Origin of the sequence: Flavobacterium sp. Root901, from assembly GCF_001429765.1 — a bacterium.
Lineage (GTDB): Bacteria > Bacteroidota > Bacteroidia > Flavobacteriales > Flavobacteriaceae > Flavobacterium.
The window spans coordinates 574,595-595,092 of the sequence record NZ_LMJB01000001.1; the positions used below are offsets into that span (position 1 = coordinate 574,595).

Annotated in this window: 18 protein-coding genes; 13 read left to right on the forward strand and 5 right to left on the reverse strand. The window is 33.5% G+C overall.

Features of this window, described 5'->3' with window-relative positions:
* The first annotated feature begins 11 nt into the window (after window positions 1-11).
* Window positions 12-4,031 (forward strand): PAS domain S-box protein, encoded by a 4,020-nt coding sequence (locus tag ASE21_RS02220; protein WP_057120922.1) that lies wholly within the window; start codon window positions 12-14, stop codon window positions 4,029-4,031.
* 92 nt (window positions 4,032-4,123) lie between these two features.
* Here the strand turns inward: ASE21_RS02220 and ASE21_RS02225 are convergent, their stop codons facing one another.
* Entirely contained in the window at window positions 4,124-4,546 is a 423-nt protein-coding gene (locus tag ASE21_RS02225; protein WP_057120923.1) for a lipocalin family protein, read from the reverse strand.
* Window positions 4,547-4,647: 101 nt separating this feature from the next.
* The gene (locus ASE21_RS02230) at window positions 4,648-5,601 is read right to left on the reverse strand and encodes a hypothetical protein (RefSeq protein ID WP_057120924.1); all 954 of its coding nucleotides are present in this window, start codon (window positions 5,599-5,601) and stop codon (window positions 4,648-4,650) included.
* A gap of 342 nt (window positions 5,602-5,943) precedes the next feature.
* Here ASE21_RS02230 and ASE21_RS02235 point away from each other — a divergent pair, with 342 nt between their 5' ends.
* From ASE21_RS02235 to ASE21_RS02290, 12 genes are all read left to right on the forward strand, one after another.
* Window positions 5,944-6,132 (forward strand): hypothetical protein, encoded by a 189-nt coding sequence (locus tag ASE21_RS02235; protein ID WP_057120925.1) that lies wholly within the window; start codon window positions 5,944-5,946, stop codon window positions 6,130-6,132.
* A 54-nt stretch (window positions 6,133-6,186) separates the two neighbouring features.
* Window positions 6,187-7,881, forward strand: a complete 1,695-nt coding sequence (locus ASE21_RS02240) for a tetratricopeptide repeat-containing sensor histidine kinase (RefSeq protein ID WP_057120926.1) — start codon at window positions 6,187-6,189, stop codon at window positions 7,879-7,881.
* Between the two features lie 6 nt (window positions 7,882-7,887).
* Window positions 7,888-8,556 carry a response regulator transcription factor gene (locus ASE21_RS02245; RefSeq protein WP_057120927.1) on the forward strand — a complete coding sequence of 223 codons (669 nt, stop codon included), beginning with the start codon at window positions 7,888-7,890 and terminating at the stop codon, window positions 8,554-8,556.
* Between the two features lie 150 nt (window positions 8,557-8,706).
* On the forward strand, window positions 8,707-8,940 hold the full coding sequence (locus ASE21_RS02250) for a hypothetical protein (protein ID WP_057120928.1): 234 nt from the start codon (window positions 8,707-8,709) through the stop codon (window positions 8,938-8,940).
* The gene (gene yidD / locus ASE21_RS02255; protein ID WP_057120929.1) at window positions 8,937-9,218 is read left to right on the forward strand and encodes a membrane protein insertion efficiency factor YidD; all 282 of its coding nucleotides are present in this window, start codon (window positions 8,937-8,939) and stop codon (window positions 9,216-9,218) included. The genes ASE21_RS02250 and yidD overlap by 4 nt, the downstream gene beginning before the upstream one ends.
* 24 nt (window positions 9,219-9,242) lie before the next feature.
* The gene (locus ASE21_RS02260) at window positions 9,243-9,638 is read left to right on the forward strand and encodes a hypothetical protein (RefSeq protein WP_057120930.1); all 396 of its coding nucleotides are present in this window, start codon (window positions 9,243-9,245) and stop codon (window positions 9,636-9,638) included.
* 3 nt (window positions 9,639-9,641) lie between these two features.
* Complete coding sequence (locus tag ASE21_RS02265) at window positions 9,642-10,910, forward strand: ABC transporter permease (RefSeq protein WP_057120931.1); 1,269 nt, start codon at window positions 9,642-9,644, stop codon at window positions 10,908-10,910.
* A 4-nt stretch (window positions 10,911-10,914) separates the two neighbouring features.
* Window positions 10,915-11,814: a hypothetical protein gene (locus ASE21_RS02270; protein WP_057120932.1), complete on the forward strand. Its 900-nt coding sequence runs from the start codon at window positions 10,915-10,917 to the stop codon at window positions 11,812-11,814.
* A gap of 162 nt (window positions 11,815-11,976) precedes the next feature.
* Window positions 11,977-13,032 (forward strand): type I restriction endonuclease, encoded by a 1,056-nt coding sequence (locus ASE21_RS02275; protein WP_057120933.1) that lies wholly within the window; start codon window positions 11,977-11,979, stop codon window positions 13,030-13,032.
* Between the two features lie 90 nt (window positions 13,033-13,122).
* The gene (locus ASE21_RS02280; RefSeq protein WP_057120934.1) at window positions 13,123-13,533 is read left to right on the forward strand and encodes a hypothetical protein; all 411 of its coding nucleotides are present in this window, start codon (window positions 13,123-13,125) and stop codon (window positions 13,531-13,533) included.
* Between the two features lie 10 nt (window positions 13,534-13,543).
* A complete protein-coding gene (locus tag ASE21_RS02285; protein ID WP_057120935.1) occupies window positions 13,544-13,753 on the forward strand; it encodes a hypothetical protein in 210 nt (69 codons plus the stop codon).
* Between the two features lie 208 nt (window positions 13,754-13,961).
* Complete coding sequence (locus ASE21_RS02290; protein WP_057120936.1) at window positions 13,962-15,314, forward strand: GH1 family beta-glucosidase; 1,353 nt, start codon at window positions 13,962-13,964, stop codon at window positions 15,312-15,314.
* A gap of 57 nt (window positions 15,315-15,371) precedes the next feature.
* On the opposite strand, the gene ASE21_RS02295 is transcribed toward ASE21_RS02290, so the two are convergent.
* The 3 genes from ASE21_RS02295 to ASE21_RS02305 all read right to left on the reverse strand — a co-directional run bounded on the left by ASE21_RS02295 (window position 15,372) and on the right by ASE21_RS02305 (window position 20,476).
* Complete coding sequence (locus tag ASE21_RS02295) at window positions 15,372-15,740, reverse strand: hypothetical protein (RefSeq protein ID WP_057120937.1); 369 nt, start codon at window positions 15,738-15,740, stop codon at window positions 15,372-15,374.
* A 124-nt stretch (window positions 15,741-15,864) separates the two neighbouring features.
* Complete coding sequence (locus tag ASE21_RS02300; RefSeq protein WP_057120938.1) at window positions 15,865-17,316, reverse strand: TolC family protein; 1,452 nt, start codon at window positions 17,314-17,316, stop codon at window positions 15,865-15,867.
* On the reverse strand, window positions 17,309-20,476 hold the full coding sequence (locus tag ASE21_RS02305; protein WP_057120939.1) for an efflux RND transporter permease subunit: 3,168 nt from the start codon (window positions 20,474-20,476) through the stop codon (window positions 17,309-17,311). Before ASE21_RS02305 ends, ASE21_RS02300 begins: the two co-directional genes overlap by 8 nt.
* Window positions 20,477-20,498 lie beyond the last annotated feature (22 nt).

Below are 20,498 nucleotides of genomic sequence, written 5' to 3' on the forward strand. Positions count from 1 at the left end.
ATTATTTTTTAATGAGTCATGTATATAAGGAACATTATTTTCTAGCTGATGGCGGAGAAATGGGAGAATTAATCCGCTCCAAGGACTGGAGCAAAACTCCCATAGGTGATCCTGAAAACTGGCCTCAAAGTCTGCGTACCATAACTTCTGTAATGCTTAATAACCCTTTTGGGATGTACATTGCATGGGGAAAAAGTTTTACGCAGTTATACAATGACGCGTTTCTAAAAATAATTGGTCAGGATAAACATCACGAGGCTTTAGGAAATTCTCCGGAAGAGACATTTTCTGAAATATGGAATATTACCAGGCCGATGTTTGAAGACGTAATGCAGGGAAAATCACTTTCTTTTCCTGATTTTGTTATTCCGATAAATAAAAACGGCATTGTAGAAACCTGCTATTTTGATTTTTCTTATTCTCCCATAAAAATAGAAAATGGAGAAATTGGAGGCGTTTTAGTAACCGTTATTGAAACTACAGCAAAGAAAAAATCTGCTGATATTTTAAAGGAAAACAATGAGCGTTTTAAAAACAATATTATGCAGGCACCAATGGCAATGTGCATCTTTAGAGGAAAAGATCATGTTGTCGAGATTGTAAATGAAAAAATGGTGCATCTTTGGGGAACAACTGCTGAAAAAATAATCAACAAATCTATTTTTGATATTCTGCCGGAAATTAAAGATCAGGGATTAGAAGAACTGATTGAAAACGTTTATAAAACGGGTAAAAAATTTATTGCCAATGAACGTTTAGTACAACTTTCGCGGAATGGAAAAACAGAAAATACGTATGTCAATTTTATTTACGAAGCTTTAACCGAATGCAATGGAAGTATTTCCGGCGTTGTCGCAATGGCAATCGAGGTTACAGATCAGGTTAAGGCAAGAGCTGAACTTCAGGAAAGTGAACAAAAAATCAGGCAATTGGTTGAGAATGCTCCTTTTCCTATTGCCGTTTATGTGGGAGAAGAAATGCGTATTGAACTCGCAAATGATTCTATTATAAAAGTCTGGGGAAAAGGTCCGGATGTAATTGGAAAATCATACAGGGAAATTTTACCTGAACTTGATAATCAATTAATTTTTGATCAGGTACAAACCGTTTTAAGAACCGGTAAATCATTTCATAATAAAAATGCCCAAATCGATATAACCATAAACGATAAGCTCGAAACTTTTTATTTCAATTATAGTTTTACCCCTTTATTTGATACAAACGGAAATGTTTATGCAGTCATGAATACGGGTGCTGAAGTTACCGATTTACATCTTACCTCTAAAAAAATAGAAATTGCAGACAAACGTTTCCGTGATACTGTAAAACAGGCTCCGCTTGGAATAACTATTTTACGTGGCCCGGATTATATTGTCGAATCGGCAAATGAGGCTTATCTTAAACTTGTTGCCCGAGAAGAAAGAAGTTTTGTTGGCAGACCTCTGTTTGATTCTCTTCCCGAAGTGAGAGAAACAGTAGATTCTTTATTAAAAAATGTCCTTACAACCGGTATTCCGTATCATGGAAATGAAGTTCCGATTCCTTTAAACAGACATGGAAAAAATGGAATTTGGTATTTTGATTTTCTCTATCATCCTTTAAGAGAAGAAGATGGAGAAATTACCGGAATCATAGTTACAGTAACAGAAGTAAGCGAAAAAGTAGAAGCCCGAAAAAAAATCGAACAAAATGAAGATCGCCTCAACATTATTGTAGAGGCCAGTGAATTAGGAACCTGGGAGCTGAATGCAAAAACCAGAGTACCTAGTTATTCGCAAAGATATCTTGAAATTGTAGGCGGTTATTCAGAAAATATTGCTTTAACCCACGAACAGCTGTTAAAACATTTACATCCCGATGACCTTCATATTCGGAATAAAGCTTTTAAGGAAGCGCTTCGATCAGGAACCCTTCATTATGAAGCCAGAACAATCTGGCTGGATAAAAGCATTCACTGGATAGAAGGAAAAGGACAGGTTTTTTATGATGAAAATAATGTACCGGACAAATTAATTGGAACTGTAAGGGATATTACTCCAGAGAAAAAACATCAGCAGGAATTAGAACAAAGCGAACAAAGATTTCGAAATCTTATCATGCAGTCTCCTGTTCCAAAAGCAATTTTAAAAGGAAGCGAAATGGTAGTTGAAATTGCCAATTTAGCTTTACTAAAAAATATTTGGGAGAAAAAAGAAGCCGATATCCAGGGAAAAAAACTATTTGAAATTTTTCCGGAACTTCTTACTCAGAAATACGGCAAACTTTTAAAAGAAGTTTATAAAACCGGAAAAGTGCATTCTGAAATTGAATCACCACTATTTATTAATGGTGATGAAAGAGAACATCAGCTTTATATTGATTTTGAATATGCTCCAATATTCGAAGCAGATAATAGTATTTCCGGCATTAGGGCTACAATTATTGATGTTACAGAAAAGGTCGAAGCCAGAAAAAAAATTGAAGAAAGTGAGAAACGTTTTCGTTCCCTGACAGAAAGTATTCCGCAGTTAATCTGGGAAACCGATGAGAAAGGGAATGGTTTGTTTGCTTCGGGAAAATGGGCAGAATATACCGGAATAAAACCTACCGGAGATGCTGATTGGAAATCCATGATTCATCCTGATGATTATAAAGAAAATATAAAAATATGGAGTCACAGTCTGCATACGGGAGAAGTTTTCAGAGCTGATGTCAGGGTTTTAAGAAAAGACGGAAGCTACAGATGGCACGCCGTAATTGGCGAACCGGTTTTAGACGCAGATAATAAAATTTTTAAATGGGTAGGCGCTTTTACTGATATTCATACAGAAAAAGCTTTTACGCAAGAGTTAGAACAACAGGTAACCGCAAGAACCAGAGAATTGAGCCAGATGTACGAATCACTTAAAAAAAGTGAAGAACGTTATCATTTAATGGTTGAAGAAGTTCAGGATTATGCTATTTTATATTTAAACCGAAATGGAATTGTCGAAAACTGGAATGTAGGCGCTCAAAAAATAAAAGGCTATAAAGCTGAAGAAATAACCGGAAAACATTTTGGCATTTTTTATACTCCGGAAGATAAGGAAAATGATCTTCCAAATAAACTGCTTCAGGTTGCAAGAGAAAAAGGACGCGCGGTACAGCAAGGCTGGCGTGTGCGAAAAGACGGAAGTTTGTTTTGGGCAAGTGTTGTAATTACGGCTGTTCATAATAAAGATAACGAGGTTATTGGTTTTTCGAAAGTGACCCATGATCTGACCGAGAAAAAACGAGCCGATGATAAAATCAAACTCAATGCACTGGAACTCGAACATAAAAATGCCGAATTGGAATATATGAACAAAGAACTTCAGTCTTTTGCCTATATTTCAAGCCATGATTTGCAGGAACCGCTTAGAAAAATCCAAACTTTTGCATCGCAGATTATTGATAAGGAATTCGAAAATTTATCAGATTCGGGAAAAGATAAATTCAAAAGAATGCAAAATGCAGCACAGCGCATGCAGACATTAATTAATGATTTATTGTCTTATTCGAGAACTAATATTCAGGAGAGGAAATTTGAAAAAACAAATCTTTCTAAAATTATTGATGAAGTAAAAGAAGATCTGAAAGAAGAATTGGAACAAAAAAATGCCATTATCGAAAGCAATGATATTGGCGAAGTAAGTATTATTCCGTTTCAGTTCAGGCAATTATTATACAACTTAGTGAGCAATTCGCTCAAGTTTTCAAAACCTGATATTCCGGCTGAAATAAAAATAAAAAGTGAAATCGTAAAAGGTTCTGATCTTAAAGAAAGCTCTTTATCAAAAGAAATAACCTACTGCCATATTACGATTTCAGATAATGGAATTGGTTTTGAATCGCAATACAGTAAAAAAATATTTGATGTTTTCCAGCGTTTACACGGAAGAGATCATTATAACGGAACCGGTATTGGCCTTGCAATCGTCAAAAAAATCGTTGAAAACCATAATGGAATCATTACTGCAAAAGGCGAGCAGGACAAAGGTGCCACGTTTGATATTTATATTCCGCTCCAATAACTTTCTAAATAAAACAAAAAAAGGAAATAACTTTACTAAGTCATTTCCGTTTTTGTTCCTGATTCGTTTGAATTAGGAATTTCTTCTACTTATTATCTAGTATAAACTGTAATAATACCAGTAGTTTTGTCTTTTAATTTCAACTCTTTGTTAGTAAGATTTATGATATCGCTTGTTGAACTTGCGTTACCAATAGTGATAGTCAAATCATTGTGAGATCTTACGTAAGTTCCTGTTGTTTCAACTAAAGCACAATTTGAACCGCTGTAGTCACCTATAACTGCTGAATTACTTAATTTTAGTTCTAGATAATCTCTATTAGCAGTACATCCTTCTTGATTTTCAGCAGCATCTACTAATACTTCTTGTCCATTAACAATTGTTCCAGTTTTACTTAGGTTATATTTCCCCTGAATTGGTACAATTGTTTCTCCTTCATTATCATCGTTGCTGCAAGACGTAGCAAACATTCCCAAGCTTAAGGCTAATACGAATAATATGTTTTTACTTTTCATGTTGATTTGTTTTTTAATGATTTAATTTAATAATGCTAAATTAAAAGGATAATCTTACACAAATTTTCATGATTTACAGAATTTATTACATAAATCGCATTTTACTTACATGGTTTACCTTTTAAATATTTATTAAACATATAATGAGTAACAGGTCGTAAAGCAGCATTAGTTTCAGGATGTCTTCCGTTTCCATTATCATTAAAAAAATCTACGCTGTCTCCTATTTTCCCATACCAGACAAAAGCTTCACCATTTTTCATAAAGCAGGGTGTAGTATCACAGGCCTTAAGCTTTTTGAAATCTAAAAGACTCTCATCGAGCGGAAGTATAACATTTGGATTCCCATTATCTCTCGAAGAACAATCTACAACTTCATAATGATCTTCTGACCACTGCATGCAATGATTCTTGAAAAAAGCGAAATAAATTACAGTTGCTATTAAAGAGAAAATAAAGAGTGTAGCTATTACTGTTCGTTTTGATATGTAAATTTTTTCTAAAACTGACTTTATGAAATTTACTAGTTCATTTATTTTCGATGGTTTTGGTTTATTTTTAAAGGTTTCACTTGACTCATTCTTTTGCTTTTTTTCTGTTGAATCTTCCTTTTTTGTTTCTTCTATTACTTCTCCAGAAATAATTTTCCCTTCACGATTATCATTATCTCTTCCATTTATACCTTCTTTAATAAATTTTTGAAAAGGTCTGAATTCAAAATCTACCAAAATTGCAGCTAATTCTACAGTAGTAATTTTTGCCGGCTCTTTTCCTCCTTTTAAAAAAGCACCAACTTTTCTAAACTTATCGGTGTATTGTATTGAAGTGTCTTCTTCATTTGGAATAAAGTCGGATTTAAAAAAATTACGATATACGACAAGATCATGTGCTTTAGGGGTGGAATTAAAAATTTCCCAACATAAATCTCTCAAAAGTGCTTGTGATGGATTATTTAAATAATGAGCATGTTTTCCCTCTATTTTTTCAATTTTATACTTATTTCTTATCGCTTCTTTATACTCATTTTCAATTTCATCTAGAGTATTTTTTCTCATAGGCTTTATATTTTTTAAGATTTTTCAGCGGATTTTTTAAGCTTTTTCGGAAAATCTAAGTCGAATTAGTGCATCCCGGAATTCCGTATCAATACCCCATCAGAACCGTTGTTACTTTGCTTCAACAAAATTAGTTAGCGCTTGATCTGCAGGTCAAAACAAATGTACAAAACTAGTTTAATCAAAAGTGCGGAAAACCGTAAAACGGAGTCTATCTGGGAAGTATAAATAAAGTTTTATAGTTCTACGCACTTCACTTCCCAAAAAAATGGTGTTGCAATCCAAAAACCCGGAAAACCTCCGGCCAGCAACGCCTATCTCTAATTTTTAAATTTTAAAAAAATGAAAACATTATATCTATTGGGAGCGTGCGCGCTATTGTCAACTACATTATTTTCTTGTACTGCTGACGAATTTGAAACAAGTAAACAAAAAGCGGAAACCGTAAAAGATTCGATTTCGGGTCCACAAGCAAGTGATCCTCCTGGACCTGGTGATGATCCAATTAATCTTCCGCCACCAAAAAAATAACAAATAAAATTTATTGTTTTCAATAAATTACTAAATTCGGGGAAAGTAACTGTTATGGTACGATCCCCGTTTTTTATTTTATTAATTACGCTGTCTTTGATTTCCTGTGAAGAAAAAAATAAAGGTTTTCATAAAGTTAATCCAATAAAAAAATACGCTTCTAACTTACAGCAAAAAGCACTTTTTGATTTTCAAAAAAATCAATATGACAGTTCTTTTTATTACTTTAATAAATCAAAAATAGCATTTGAAAAATTTAAAGACAGCACCAATATTGTCTATAATTTAATTCAAATGGCCAATATACAGCAGATAAACGGCGACTATTACGGCAGTAAAGAAACATTAACAGAAGCTTTACCTTATGTGAAAAACGATAATAACTTTAGTGCCGCTATTAATAATTTCTTCGGAATCGCTGATAAAGAACTTTCTATTTACGATGATGCAATATTTTATTATAATCAGGCCATAAAAGATTCTAAAGATCAATTATCTCAACAATCTCCCTTAAATAATATTGCGGTTGTTTATATCAAACAGAAAAAATATGAAGAGGCTATTAAAATTCTGGAAGGAATTTTAGAAACAAAAGAATTCGATAAATTTTTAAAAAGCAAAGCAAGAGTAATTGATAATCTTGGTTTTGCTTATTTTAAAAAAGGTTTAAATGATAAAGGTTTGCAATTAATGACTGAAAGCTTAAACCTGAGAAAAGAAATTGAAGATTCGTACGGAAGTATTGAAAGTTATTTTCATCTTTCAGAATATTATTCAAAAACTAATATTAAAAAGTCTGACGAATATGCGAAAGAGGCTTATGAAACAGCAACTAAATTTAATAGTGTTGACGAACGTTTAAAAGCATTATCATTTTTAATTTCGAATAATGCCGGAATACAATATGCTCAAAACTATATCTCTATAAACGACAGCATCATCAAAATACGCAACAATTTTAAAAACAAATTTGCTAAAATAAAATACGATTCTAAAAAAGAAAAAGACGAAAACCAGAAACTCCGTTTAGAAAAAGTTGAAAATGAATTGTCGCTTCAGGAAGCCGAAAAAGATAAAGTTATTTTAATTGCAACTTTAATCTGCCTTATTTCATTGGCACTTTATTTAAGAAAGCGCTATAAACACAATGCAAGGATCAGAGAAATAAAAACAGCATACGACACTGAAACCCGTATCGCTAAAGATATTCATGACGGATTAGCCAATGATGTTTTTCATGCCATTACTTATACACAAACCCAGCCTTTAACCAACGAAAATAACAAAGAAAACCTGCTGCAAAAACTCGACGATATTTACTCACGCGTTCGTGGAATTTCCCGTGAAAATAATGATATTCATACCGGAGCCAATTACATGAATAATTTAAAAGAAATGCTTTCTACCTATAATAACAGCCAGACCAATATTATTATAAATGGGATAGAAAAAGTAGTCTGGGATTCGGTTGAAGATTTAAAGAAAATTGCCATTCAGCGCGTATTGCACGAATTAATGGTCAATATGACAAAACACAGCAAAGCCTCTATCGTTGTTATAACATTTGAAAACAGCCCGAATAGTTTCTCTATAAACTACTCCGATAATGGAAAAGGCTGCGAAAAATCTAAAATTATAAAAAATGGTCTGCAAAATATGGAAAACCGTATTTTGTCTAATAAAGGAACTATTACTTTTGAAACGGAACCTGATAAAGGTTTTAAAGTAAAAATAACAATGCCTAAATAAAAGCCTATGTTTAAGAAAGTAATAATAGCTGAGGATTTTGAAGAATTTAATTTAGCCGTCAAACAAACCTTAAATGATCTCGACATTGCCAATTTTCAACATGCAAAATATTGTGATGATGCTTTTCTGAAAATAAGAAAAGCGATTCAGGATAATGAACCATATGATTTATTAATTAGTGATCTTTCATTTAAAAAAGACCATCGCGAAGTAAATATTGGCAGCGGAGACGAATTAATTCAAAAAGTTCGCGAACTCCAGCCTGATATTAAAATCATTGCCTACTCTATCGAAGATAAAAACCTTCGCATAAAATCACTTTTTGATAATGCGGAAATTGATGCTTTTGTGCTAAAAGGCCGAAACAGTATTGAGGAATTAAAAAAAGCCATTAAGATAATTGCAGCTTCTGATCAAAAATTTATTTCTCCCGAAGTCGCGTCGGCATTACAGGAAAAAAATAATTATGAAATTGATGATGTCGATATTAAAATACTAAAATATTTATCTGCAGGAACGTCTCAGGATGAGATTATTGAAATTTTTAAAAGTACCGATATCAAACCAAACAGTAAAAGTGCTGTAGAAAAAAGATTGTCTAAACTAAAAGACTTTTTTAAAGCCAACAATACCGTTCATTTGGTTTCTATTACAAAAGATATGGGGATTATTTAAAATTCTCTCTACTCAATTTTCAAGCTCCTTCGGGGGCTTTTTTTATTGCTGAAATTTAAATTTCACGGATTATGGATTTCCGTAAAATACTGGTTTTTATTGGTTTTACTTTTGGATTATTAATCATTATTAATTAAAACTAAAAAAATTATGGAATACAAAGTAATACCATTCGTAGCTTCAATCGATCCGAAAAAAGGAACTTCAGATCATGTTGCTGAACAACTTGAAAGTTTAATAAAAACTTATACAATTCAAGGCTGGGAATATGTACGTTTAGAAAGTGTGTCAACCTTTGTTCATCCAGATAGTGGATGCTTTGGAATAGGAGCTAAACCAGGTTACACAACAAATAGTCAAATGGTTGTTTTTCAGAAAAGATGAAATATCTAATACTATTTTTCATTCGAATATATTGGAAAAGTATACCAGCCTCTAATAGAAAAAAATGCATTTTTAAAAAATCCTGTTCAAATTATGTATTTGAAGTAACTCAAAAAGAAGGATTTATGGAAGGGTTAAAAGCTTTTCTATTTCGATATAAAAATTGCAGAGGAAATTTTTCCATTTTTCAGAATCCGATGGACAATAAAATTCAAATGATTCTACCGTCGCAAATAATAATTGACAGAGAAGAAATCGCTGATCGACTAATTCAATAAACTTAATTTAAAATTACCAAAAACATGATAACACTAGAACTAAAAAGCCATTTTTTGAGATTATATCAAATGGCATTATCTGATGATCAGTTTAATGTATTAGAATTGCAAATGTTATATCATTTTGCAGACGAAAGAGGAATTCCGAAAGAGGAATTAGATAAACTTTTTCTAAATCCGGTTAATACAGAATTTGTTATTCCTGAAGCTTTAAACACCAAAATTGAGTATCTGTATGATTTCACCAGAATTATTTGGGCAGATGGAAAAATAACCGACGACGAATTAAATATGCTTAGAAAATACTGTCGCAAATTTGATTTCGTAGAAGAAAACATCAATGATTTATCTGATTATCTCATTGGCTGTGTGCAGAGAAATGTCGGAAAAGAAGAAATTATTAGTCAACTAAATGCTTAAGCTATGAAAACACTAACCCAACTATTCAGTTTAAAAAAACCTGAAGATTCTTCTTTTAAAATTCTTGAAGAAAATGAAGAAGATAGAGAACAAATCAGAATTACGTATTACCAAAGCGGTTTTGCAGCATCTGTTAAAGCTACCGGAAAACCAATTGTTTTAAAAGCCTGTCTTCAAAATTTATATATGAGTTTTGAAGATCAATGCCGAAAACAAAAAATGGAACAAGACCGCCTAAAACAGCCTTACCGCGAAGAACAGGAAAAAAACAGAACTGAACTTAAAAAATCAGAAGCGGCAATTGGCATTTATGAAAAGAAAGAACAAGGCATTAATGATAATATCGACCAGATTAAAAACGAAATTATCGATGTAAAACGCAATCCCGATAAATACGGAATTGAAGAAGGAAAAGGCTTAAAAGCCCAATTTTATATCGGTTTAATTCTCCTGCTGCCAATTACACTTTATGTTTTGGTTTTCTATATCTCAGCTTCTTATTCTGCTTTTTTTAAGGAATTTTCAAATGATAGTTTAACAGCGGCCATATTTGATGCAGATGCTTTTACAAACGCTTTTAAAGCAAGCTGGCTCGAAGGTGTTTTGGTTACAACAATTCCGTTTGTTTTTATGGGATTGGGTTATGTAATTCATATGGTTCAAAAAGGAAAAGGCTTAAAAAATGTTTTTAGACTGATTTCGCTTTTTGCCATTACGTTTTTGTTCGATTCTCTTTTGGCTTATATCATCGAGAAAAAAATATATGAGTTTAACAAAACAACAGAATCTTCTCCATACAATTTAAACATTGCGCTTGGACAACCAGAATTCTGGATGATCATTTTTGCCGGTTTTGTGGTTTATATTATCTGGGGACTTGTATTTGATTTTGTAATGAAAGAATTTGAAAACATCGATAAAATCCGAGCTTTTATTAGAGGCAGAAAAGAAAACTTATTAAATCTGGAAAAACTAAAAGCAGAATACATCAATAAAATCAACACTTTTAAAGAGCAAATTGTAAACATTAACGGAAAAATCTCAGAACTTCAATTGAAAATCGATGGGTTTGTTTTTCCTGTAAAAGAATATCTGCATTACCATCATCAATATAAAGAAGGCTGGTTTCAGGCAATTAACACTGAAATCGCCTTACCTCACAAAGAAAAAGTAGAATTACTCGAAAACTGTGAAAATTTATCTGAAGAACATCTTGGAAGATTAAACTTAATTGATCCGGATTTTCAGCATTTAGTTTATTTCAAAAACTAATATTATGAAAAATACATTACTCAAAATTTCAATGTCATTACTGCTGGTTGTATTTTTTTCGTGTAAAGAAGACCCTAAGAATGAAGAAAAAGAAGCGGCCGTTAAAAGTTCTGTTTCAGAAAATTACAACATCAGTATTCTTGTTGATTTATCAGATAGAATAAGTCTTAAAAAGAATCCAAATCCAACTATGGAAATTTATCAGCGGGATTTAGGATATATAAAATCAATTTCTGAAGCTTTTACACAACATTTAAAATCAAAGAGAATGAGGCAGATTAATGACAAAATGCAATTATTCTTTAACCCCGAACCCGAAAATTCTGAAATTAATTCTATTTCAAAAGAATTAAGAATTATGGCAGACAAGAACAATGCTTCAAAAGAACTTCTTAATTCTATAAACGCAACCTATGCTTCAAAAACATCAAAAATATACGAATCAGCAATTAAAGATGATAAATATATTGGTTCTGATATCTGGAATTTTTTTGACAGTAAAGTTCAGGATCAATGTCTTGAAAAAGAATATAGAAATATACTGATTATTTTGACTGACGGTTATATGTTTTATGAAGGGACGCAAATTAAAAATGGAAATTTATCCAATTATTTAACACCACAGTTAATCAAACAAAATGGTTTAAATACAAACGAATGGCATAAAAAATTTCAGGATAAAAAATTCGGTTTTATTAAGATTGATAAAGATTTTTCCAATCTTGAAGTTTTAGTTTTAGGAATAAATCCGGTAAAGAATAATCCATATGAAGAAAAAGTAATCAAAGAATATTGGAGCAAATGGCTTTCTGAAATGAATATAAAACACTTCGAAATTAAAAATGCTGATCTCCCTTCCAATATGGATAAGATTATTTCAGATTTTATTTTAGCAAAAGATTAAAAACAAAACTCGTGTTTTTAAAAGAGGAACTTCATTGTCCTCTTTTTTGCGTTTAAATCCGTATCAAAACTTCTCAAAAAACTTTAGCACATTACGGATTTCCATACAATACTGATTTTGATTGGTTTTACTTTTGGATTATTAATTTAAAACTACAAACCAATGGAAATAAATATTCAACTTAAATCATTAGCAGATAAAATCAATCAGTTAAAAGACAAAATTGGGACCGAAGAATCGGCAAAACATGCTTTTGTACTCCCATTTATACATATTTTGGGATACGACGCATTCAATCCGCTTGAAGTTGTTCCTGAATTTACTGCAGATTTAGGCCTTAAAAAAGGAGAAAAAGTAGATTATGCTATTTTTCAAAATGGAGAACCAATTATTATTGTGGAATGCAAAGGATGGAAAGAAAAACTATCTGTTCATAATTCGCAATTGTTTCGATATTTTCATGTCACAAAAACACGATTCGCACTTTTGACAAACGGAATAACTTACCAATTTTTTACTGATCTCGATGCGCAAAATAAGATGGATGAAAAACCATTTTTAGAGTTTGATATCACCAATCTGAAAGAAAATACCATTAATGAAATTACAAAGTTTCATAAATCAAATTTTGATGTGGACAATATTGTAAGTAATGCCAGTTCTTTAAAATACATTAAAGAAATCAAAAAGCTTATAAATGCAGAATTAGACAGCCCTTCAAATGATTTTACGAAATTATTTGCCAGTAAAATATATTCAGGAAGATTAACTGAAAAAGTCGTTGACGAATTTAAAGATTTAGTTCAAAAATCAGTTAGTCAATTTATTAACGATAAAATCAATGATCGGTTAAATGCTGCTTTAACCAAAGAAACCATAAAGCAGCAAGATCAGGAAATTTCCATTGCTGAAGATGATAGTAAAATTAATACCACGGAGGAAGAACTTGATGCTTACCGTATAGTCGTAGCAATTTTACGAAGAAAATTACCCGTAAGCCGAATTGTGTATCGTGATACGCAATCGTATTTTGGAATCTTGCTGGATGATAATAATCGTAAACCATTATGCAGACTTCATCTTAATGGCAGTAAAAAATATATAAGCTTGTTTAACGATAATAAAACCGAATCCAAAATCCCTATTGCATCAATAGACGATATTTATCAATTTGAAAAAGAATTACTGGATACAACAAATCTTTATGAAACCGAATAAATCACGTATAAGTACTCATTTCAAAAACTATAATTCTAATTAGATTTATCGAATCCAAAAACTTAAGTCTAACCAAATACCACAAAGCCTATGCAGAAAAACTACTTAATCCTGTTTTTCATATTTACTTTTTATTCCTGCAAAAAAGCATCTGCTCCGCCTCAGGCAAAAATCAATACGTTTTACAAAGAGGTCACTACTGCAGATGACCGAAAAACCATTACGCCTGAAGAGGCAAAAACGTATCATGTTAATAAAACATATCAATACGAATACAGAACAGGAAATCCCGGACATTATGAATACAATTATGATGTAAAAGGCATTAATGCCAAAGGCGATTCGGTTTGCGGCAATATTAATGTCAAAGGAAAATACGGTGCGGGAATTTTAACCACTGATACAGTTGCTGAACTTGAAATCAACACAGAATGGATTGCATACGGAAAACTAAAAGCTGTTGATAAAAAAGGAAACCAATACGATTTAATTGTGAAATAAAAACAAGCTTATGAAATATACTTTACTCTTATTTTTTGTTTTTTTAACTTCTTTCTGTCCTCCTGATACCAGCGTTTATATCTGCGGGTCTGGCGGATCAAAAAAATATCATTTTAAAGAACATTGCCGTGGTTTATCATCATGCCGGCAGGAAGTCGTAAAAACAACACTCAAACAAGCTCAAAATCTGGGTTTGACAATCTGCGGATGGGAAGATTAAATCTTCTCATCCATTATTAATTATTTGATAATAATGCCTTTACAATAAATTCACATTGGTTTTATTAATTTGATATAAAACTAATCGTTATGAAATTCTTTAACCTAAATTTTCTAAAATCATTCAAAGAATGGCTTTTTTTAAGAGCTATGCAATCTTCTTTCCTTCATTAATAAGGGCATCTAAAAATAAAGGAAAGTATTATTGAATGAATAAAATTGAAAACTCATTTTTGAACAAAAACCAATTTGGTGAAGATTTCTTGTGGGGTGTTTCTACCGCCGCTTTCCAAATTGAAGGAGCACATGATTCTGACGGAAAAGGTTCTTCTATCTGGGACGTTTTTACTTCTCAAAAAGGAAAAATTAAAAATGGACATCATGCCCTGACCGCCTGCGATTTCTACAATTCTTACCAAAATGATATTGATTTGATTCGGGAATTAAATATTCCGAATTTTAGATTTTCTATCAGCTGGACCCGAATTATGCCTACGGGCGCCCATCCTGTAAATCAGGCCGGAATAGATTATTACAATAAAATTATCGATTCGTTACTGGCATCTGGAATTGAACCCTGGATTACGCTTTATCATTGGGATTTACCTCATGAATTAGAATTAAAAGGAGGCTGGACAAGCCGTGAATCGGTTTCTTGGTTTTCAGATTATGTTGAAGTTTGTGCACAGCATTTTGGCGATCGTGTCAAAAATTGGATGGTAATCAATGAACCTTCCGTATTTACTGGAGCCGGATATTTCCTAGGAATTCATGCTCCCGGAAAAAAGGGAATTACCAATTACATCAAAGCTATCCATCATGTAACGCTGGCAACCGCTGCCGGCGCAAAGGTGTTGCGAAACAAAATGCCAAATGCCAATATTGGAACCACGTTTTCATGCACGCATATCGAACCGGCAACAGATAACCCCAAAGATGTTGAAGCCGCAAAACGTGTCGATACTTTATTAAACCGAACTTTTATAGAGCCTATTTTAGGATTAGGATATCCGCAAAAAGATCTGCCAGTTCTAAAAAAGCTCAATAATTATATTTTGGAAGATGATTTAAATAATCTCGCTTTTGATTTTGATTTCATTGGTTTACAGTGTTATACCCGCGAAGTTGTAAAATCGGCAATGCTGATTCCGTATATTGGCGCTGAATTGGTAAGTGCCGAAAAACGAAATGTGATTGCAACTGAAATGGGCTGGGAAGTTTATCCGCCTGCCTTATATCATGTCCTGAAAAAATTCAATGAATATAAAGGCATCAAAAAAATTATCATTACTGAAAATGGTGCCGCTTTTGCCGATACTGTAACAAACGGAAAAGTGTTTGATATAAAACGAACGCATTACATTCAGGACCACTTAGAACAAATTTTAAAAGCCAGACAGGAAGGATTAAATGTTGAAGGTTATTTTGTCTGGAGCTTAACTGATAATTTTGAATGGGCAGAAGGTTATAATGCACGCTTCGGCTTAATTCATGTCGATTTCGAAACGCAAAAAAGAACTATTAAAAACTCAGGATTATGGTTTAAAGACTTTTTGTCTTAAAATTAATTTCTCTAAAACATAAAGCCTTTCGAAATAATCCGAAAGGCTTTTTTTATATTATTTACTGAACCTGAATTTGTACTGCTTTTTTAAAATACCAATATGAACTTTTCCGTTCTGCTTTAAATGAGCAGTAATAAGAATAAATTTTTCTTCCGGATATTTAATATCATAAGTAAAAGTGGTGTCCTTTACTTTCACCTGCAATTGATGTTTACCTTCATCTGAAATTGAAAATCCGGATGTTTCATAACCCGGCATTCCGTCTGCCGCTTTTAAGTTAATATCTTTGACTTTCTTTTTATCCAGAAATACTTCTAGTTTTAAATTATCTAATTTCCTGTCTGTTGGCTGTTCAAACGAAACAACAAATTTTTTACACCCAAAAGTGCAAAGAACGATTAATAATAGAAGGAGCTTTTTCATGATATTTTTCTTTAAGAAATAAATATAAAATATTTTTACTGATTCGGGAAGTTATTATCAAAATAAAAAGCCTTTCAGAATTTTACTTCCGAAAGGCTTTTTCTCTACAAATTAACAGGCAATATTATTTCCATCCGCCGCCCAGGTCTCGGTAGACATGAACTGCAGCATTTAATTGTTCTTTTTTAGTATCAACCAATTCCAGTTTTGCTTCTAATGCATCTCTCTGCGTCATCAAAACTTCAAAATAATCTACTCTGGCCGATTTAAACAAATCGTTAGAAACATCAATAGAAGTGTTTAAAGCATCTACCTGTTTCGATTTAAGATCATATCCTTTCTGAAGGTTTTCAATTTTAGAAAGTTGATTCGAAACTTCCAAATAAGCATTCAAAACTGTACGATCGTAGTTGTACAACGCCTGAAGTTGTCTTGCATTGGCACTGGCAAATTCAGCTTTAATGGCATTTCTGTTAATTAATGGCGCTACAAGATCTCCCGCTAAAGAATATAAAAGAGATTCTGGCATTGTAAACAGGTAAGAAGGTTTGAAAGCCTGTACACCGATTGCAGCAGTAATATCCAAAGATGGATAAAACTCAGCACGAGCTACTTTTACATCTAATTTTGCAGCTACTAATTCAAGTTCTGCCTGTTTTACGTCAGGACGGTTAGCCAGCAACTGAGATGGAATTCCAGAACTTACAACTGCCGGAAGCAAGCTTAAGAAATTTGTATTGCTTGTTCTTTTAATTTCCTGCGGATATCTTCCAAGTAAAAAGTTGATTTTGTTCTCCGTTTCTTTTATTTGCTGTAACAAATCAAACTCCAGACTTTGTGATGTTAAAACTTCAGCTTCAAACTTCTTTACTCCCAATTCTGTTGCTCTTGCAGCCTGCTTTTGCACTTTTACAATTTCCAAAGCATTGGTTTGCAGTTTAATAGTTTGTTTTACAATATCCAATTGGTTATCTAAGGCCATTAATTCATAATAAGAATCGGCAACTTCAGCAATAAGGTTTGTAATAACAAAGTTTCTGCCTTCTACAGTGGCCAAATATCTGTTTAAGGCTGCTTTTTTAGAATTACGTAGTTTTTTCCAGATATCTACTTCCCAGTTGGCATAAGCCTGGATCGTAAAATCTCCTAACGGATCAGGAGTTTCAATTCCGGGCTTGATCTCTGTTGTCGCGTCACCAGCTCCCTGGCTTGTGTATCTTCCCACTTTCTCTACTCCCGCTCCGGCTCTTAAACCTGCAGTTGGCAATAAAAGTCCTTTTTTGACACGGATATCATTCTTCGCGATTTCAATTTCCTGTAAAGTAATATTTAACTCCTGATTATTTTTCAGGGCAATATCAATTAAATCTATAAGATTCTGATCTTTAAAGTAATCTTTCCAGGCTAAAACTGCCGTATTATAATTTGCATCCTGAGTTTGATGAGTTACACCAAATGACTCCGGAACTGGAGTACTTGTAGTAATTGCTGCCTCTGGCGCAGGGGCTTTACACCCTGCAGCCATAAGGCAAATACCTAATGCAATACCATATTGATATGATTTGAATTTATACATGATTGTTATCAATTTCTTCTGTTAATGGATTTTCTTCTTCGTGTTTTACCAGTTTGTGTTTTTCTGCAATTTTGGCAAAAATCAAATACAAGCCAGGAATTACAAATACTCCGCAAATTGTTCCGATAAACATACCTCCCGCTGCTGCAGTTCCAATTGTTCTGTTACCAATTTTACCTGGACCAGTTGCAAAAGCAAGCGGTAATAATCCGGCGATAAAGGCAAATGAGGTCATCAAAATTGGACGGAATCTTGCTTTTGCTCCTTCCATTGCGGCTTCTAAAACTGATTTTCCTGCGGCGTGTCTCTGGATCGCAAACTCTACAATCAGTACGGCATTTTTACCTAATAAACCAATAAGCATTACCATTGCAACCTGAGCATAGATATTGTTTTCCAATCCTGTCACTTTCAATAATAAGAAAGCTCCAAAAATACCGGCAGGTAAAGAAAGAATTACAGATAACGGAAGGATAAAACTCTCATATTGAGCCGCTAACACCAAGTAAACGAATCCTAAACAGATCAGAAATACCCAAATTGCCTGATTACCCTGAGCTACCTCATCGGCAGAGATACCTGCCCAGTCAATATCATAACCTCTGGGTAATTTTTTCTCCGCCACTTCCTGAATTACTTTAATCGCAGTACCAGAACTATAACCAGGAGCCGGTCCACCACTAATCTCAGTTGATGTGTACATATTGTGTCTTGTGATTTCTGAAAGTCCGTATACTTTTTCTAATTTCATAAAAGCTGAAAACGGAACCATCTCATCACGATTATTTTTTACATACAGTTTTAATATATCATCTGGCTGTGCACGATATTCCGGAGCCGCCTGAACGATTACCTTATAGTTAATTCCGTATTTAATAAAGCTGATTTCGTAGTTACTCCCCACAAGAGTTGACAAAGTATTCATGGCATTTTCAATAGAAACTCCTTTTTGCTGTGCCAAATCATTGTCTACTTTCATCATGTACTGAGGGAAACTCGCACTAAAGAAACTGAATACGTTGGATAATTCCGGACGTTTTCTTAATTCTTCAACAAATTCTTTATTAACTTCTTCCAGTTTTTTAAAATCTGTAGTACCAGTTTTATCTAATAAACGAAGCTCAAATCCTCCTGCTGCTCCATATCCGGGTACTGCAGGCGGTTGAAAAAATTCGATATTTGCTCCCGCGATATCTTTGGATTTTTCTTCCAGTTCCGTCATAATTTCCTGAACAGATTGTTTGCGGTTATTCCAGTCTTCTAAGTTGATCAAACACGTTCCGGCATTTGATCCTGTTCCTTCTGTTAAGATCTCGTAACCTGCAAGTGCAGAAACTGATTTTACACCTTCAACACTTTCAGATATTTTTTGCAGTTTTAAAGCAATATCATTTGTTCTTTCTAATGACGAACCCGGAGGTGTCTGAATAATAGCATAAAACATTCCCTGATCCTCATTCGGAATAAATCCGGAAGGTACAGTGCTGCTGATTAACCATGTTCCGGCACAGAAACCAAGAAGTGCAACAATAGTTACTCCTCTTCTGTTTACAATTTTACCTAATACGTTTTGGTATTTTCCTTGTGCAAGATTAAACTTTTCGTTAAACCAGTCTATAAATCTGTTTACAGGTGTTTTCTTTTTAGGTGTACCATGATTATTTTTTAACATCATTGCACAAAGCGCCGGTGTTAAAGTTAAGGCCACAATACCAGAAAGTATAATTGCAGTTGCCATTGTAATTGAGAACTGTCTGTAGAAAACCCCAACAGGACCTGACATAAACGCAACAGGAATAAATACTGCCGCCATCAGGAACGTAATAGCAATAATTGCCCCCGCAATTTCGTGCATTGCTTTCTTAGTTGCTTTAAATGGCGACAGATGTTCTTCTTCCATCTTGGCGTGAACAGCCTCAATAACCACAATGGCATCATCGACCACGACTCCAATCGCTAAAACCAAAGCAAATAATGTAATTAAGTTCAATGATATATCGAAGAATGTCATGAACACAAAAGTTCCAACTAACGAAACAGGCACCGCAATGGCAGGAATAACCGTAGAACGCCAGTCTCCTAAGAAAAGGAAAACAACTAAACCTACCAAGATAAAAGCTTCAACTAAAGTGTGGATTACTTTTTCGATAGAAGCATCAAGGAATTTAGAAACGTCGTATGAGATTTCATAATCCATTCCTTTTGGAAATTTCTGCTTGATTTTTTCCAGTTTCGCTTTTACATCTTCAATAACCTGATTTGCATTACTTCCAAAAGATTGTTTTAATACAATTGCTGCAGAAGGTCTTCCGTTCAGGTTAGAATAAATATCATACATTGAACTTCCAAATTCAACTTTGGCAATATCTTTTAAACGCAAAAGTTCTCCATTTGCAGTCGATCTGACTACGATATTTTCATATTGTTCTTTTGTTGTAAAACGTCCGGAATATTTCAATACATATTCAAACGCCTGAGAACGTTTACCGGAACTTTCACCTGTTTTACCCGGTGAGGCTTCAAGACTCTGGCTTGATAATGCTTCCATTACCTCATCTGCAGAAATTTTGTAGGCTAACATACGATCTGGTTTTAACCAAATACGCATTGCATATTCACGTGTTCCCAAGATATCTCCTGAACCAACTCCGTTTACCCTTTTTAACTCAGATAAAACGTTAATATCTGCATAGTTGTACAAGAACTTCATGTCGGTATTTTTATCCGTACTATAAAGGTTAACGTACATTAACATACTTGGTACTTCTCGTGTAATCTTAACCCCTTCACGAACTACCAAAGGCGGAAGTTTATTGGTAACCGAAGCCACACGGTTTTGAACGTTAATTGCGGCCTGGTTAGGATCTGTTCCTAAGTTAAATACAACCTGGATACTTGCTTCACCATCATTACCGGCATCAGAAGTCATATATTTCATTCCCGGAACCCCATTTAAGGCTCTTTCTAAAGGAATTACAACCGATTTAATCATAAGCTCTCCGTTCGAACCAGGGTAATCTGCTGTAACATTTACCATTGGCGGAGAAATTGAAGGGAACTGAGTAATTGGTAAATTTAATACCGACAAAACCCCTAAAAAGACAATTATCAGCGATATTACTATCGACAGTACAGGTCTTTGTATAAATTTATTAAACATTTTTATATTTTTTTAATGATTA

What these genes read in the sequence shown, in the direction of transcription:
- ASE21_RS02220 (WP_057120922.1), top strand. Translation starts at nt 12, where the DNA reads ATGAGTCATGTATATAAGGAACATTATTTTCTAGCTGATGGCGGAGAA.
- ASE21_RS02225 (WP_057120923.1), bottom strand. Translation starts at nt 4,546, where the DNA reads ATGAAAAGTAAAAACATATTATTCGTATTAGCCTTAAGCTTGGGAATG.
- ASE21_RS02230 (WP_057120924.1), bottom strand. Translation starts at nt 5,601, where the DNA reads ATGAGAAAAAATACTCTAGATGAAATTGAAAATGAGTATAAAGAAGCG.
- ASE21_RS02235 (WP_057120925.1), top strand. Translation starts at nt 5,944, where the DNA reads ATGAAAACATTATATCTATTGGGAGCGTGCGCGCTATTGTCAACTACA.
- ASE21_RS02240 (WP_057120926.1), top strand. Translation starts at nt 6,187, where the DNA reads ATGGTACGATCCCCGTTTTTTATTTTATTAATTACGCTGTCTTTGATT.
- ASE21_RS02245 (WP_057120927.1), top strand. Translation starts at nt 7,888, where the DNA reads ATGTTTAAGAAAGTAATAATAGCTGAGGATTTTGAAGAATTTAATTTA.
- ASE21_RS02250 (WP_057120928.1), top strand. Translation starts at nt 8,707, where the DNA reads ATGGAATACAAAGTAATACCATTCGTAGCTTCAATCGATCCGAAAAAA.
- yidD (WP_057120929.1), top strand. Translation starts at nt 8,937, where the DNA reads ATGAAATATCTAATACTATTTTTCATTCGAATATATTGGAAAAGTATA.
- ASE21_RS02260 (WP_057120930.1), top strand. Translation starts at nt 9,243, where the DNA reads ATGATAACACTAGAACTAAAAAGCCATTTTTTGAGATTATATCAAATG.
- ASE21_RS02265 (WP_057120931.1), top strand. Translation starts at nt 9,642, where the DNA reads ATGAAAACACTAACCCAACTATTCAGTTTAAAAAAACCTGAAGATTCT.
- ASE21_RS02270 (WP_057120932.1), top strand. Translation starts at nt 10,915, where the DNA reads ATGAAAAATACATTACTCAAAATTTCAATGTCATTACTGCTGGTTGTA.
- ASE21_RS02275 (WP_057120933.1), top strand. Translation starts at nt 11,977, where the DNA reads ATGGAAATAAATATTCAACTTAAATCATTAGCAGATAAAATCAATCAG.
- ASE21_RS02280 (WP_057120934.1), top strand. Translation starts at nt 13,123, where the DNA reads ATGCAGAAAAACTACTTAATCCTGTTTTTCATATTTACTTTTTATTCC.
- ASE21_RS02285 (WP_057120935.1), top strand. Translation starts at nt 13,544, where the DNA reads ATGAAATATACTTTACTCTTATTTTTTGTTTTTTTAACTTCTTTCTGT.
- ASE21_RS02290 (WP_057120936.1), top strand. Translation starts at nt 13,962, where the DNA reads ATGAATAAAATTGAAAACTCATTTTTGAACAAAAACCAATTTGGTGAA.
- ASE21_RS02295 (WP_057120937.1), bottom strand. Translation starts at nt 15,740, where the DNA reads ATGAAAAAGCTCCTTCTATTATTAATCGTTCTTTGCACTTTTGGGTGT.
- ASE21_RS02300 (WP_057120938.1), bottom strand. Translation starts at nt 17,316, where the DNA reads ATGTATAAATTCAAATCATATCAATATGGTATTGCATTAGGTATTTGC.
- ASE21_RS02305 (WP_057120939.1), bottom strand. Translation starts at nt 20,476, where the DNA reads ATGTTTAATAAATTTATACAAAGACCTGTACTGTCGATAGTAATATCG.